Origin of the sequence: Burkholderia sp. AU16482 (assembly GCF_002223285.1) — a bacterium.
GTDB lineage: Bacteria > Pseudomonadota > Gammaproteobacteria > Burkholderiales > Burkholderiaceae > Burkholderia > Burkholderia semiarida.
In genome coordinates this window covers 1-635 of sequence record NZ_NKEY01000022.1, presented here as the reverse complement: position 1 = coordinate 635, position 635 = coordinate 1, and the positions used below count along the sequence as shown (strand labels likewise).

Below are 635 nucleotides of genomic sequence, written 5' to 3'. Positions count from 1 at the left end.
GGATTTCTTTCCGGACAAAAGTGCTTTACAACCCGAAGGCCTTCTTCACACACGCGGCATTGCTGGATCAGGCTTTCGCCCATTGTCCAAAATTCCCCACTGCTGCCTCCCGTAGGAGTCTGGGCCGTGTCTCAGTCCCAGTGTGGCTGGTCGTCCTCTCAGACCAGCTACTGATCGTCGCCTTGGTAGGCCTTTACCCCACCAACTAGCTAATCAGCCATCGGCCAACCCTATAGCGCGAGGCCCGAAGGTCCCCCGCTTTCATCCGTGGATCGTATGCGGTATTAATCCGGCTTTCGCCGGGCTATCCCCCACTACAGGACATGTTCCGATGTATTACTCACCCGTTCGCCACTCGCCACCAGGTGCAAGCACCCGTGCTGCCGTTCGACTTGCATGTGTAAGGCATGCCGCCAGCGTTCAATCTGAGCCAGGATCAAACTCTTCAGTTCAAACCTGTTACTGTTTTCGGTTCCGTAGAACCGGTCGCTCACTCAAAGCTGACAGGAATATGAATCACTTCATAAACCTGACTTACTTTAGTGTGAGACTCTTGATACTTTCGCTATCTGATCCGAGGATCAGCTCGCTTTCATCAAGCGCCCACACTTATCGGCTGTTAATTTTTAAAGAGC

At 52.8% G+C, this 635-nt stretch carries 1 rRNA gene; it reads right to left on the bottom strand.

Going from position 1 to position 635, the window contains the following annotated elements:
• A 16S ribosomal RNA gene (locus tag CFB35_RS33950) occupies positions 1-452 on the bottom strand; the annotation flags it as partial.
• Between the last annotated feature and the right edge of the window lie 183 nt (positions 453-635).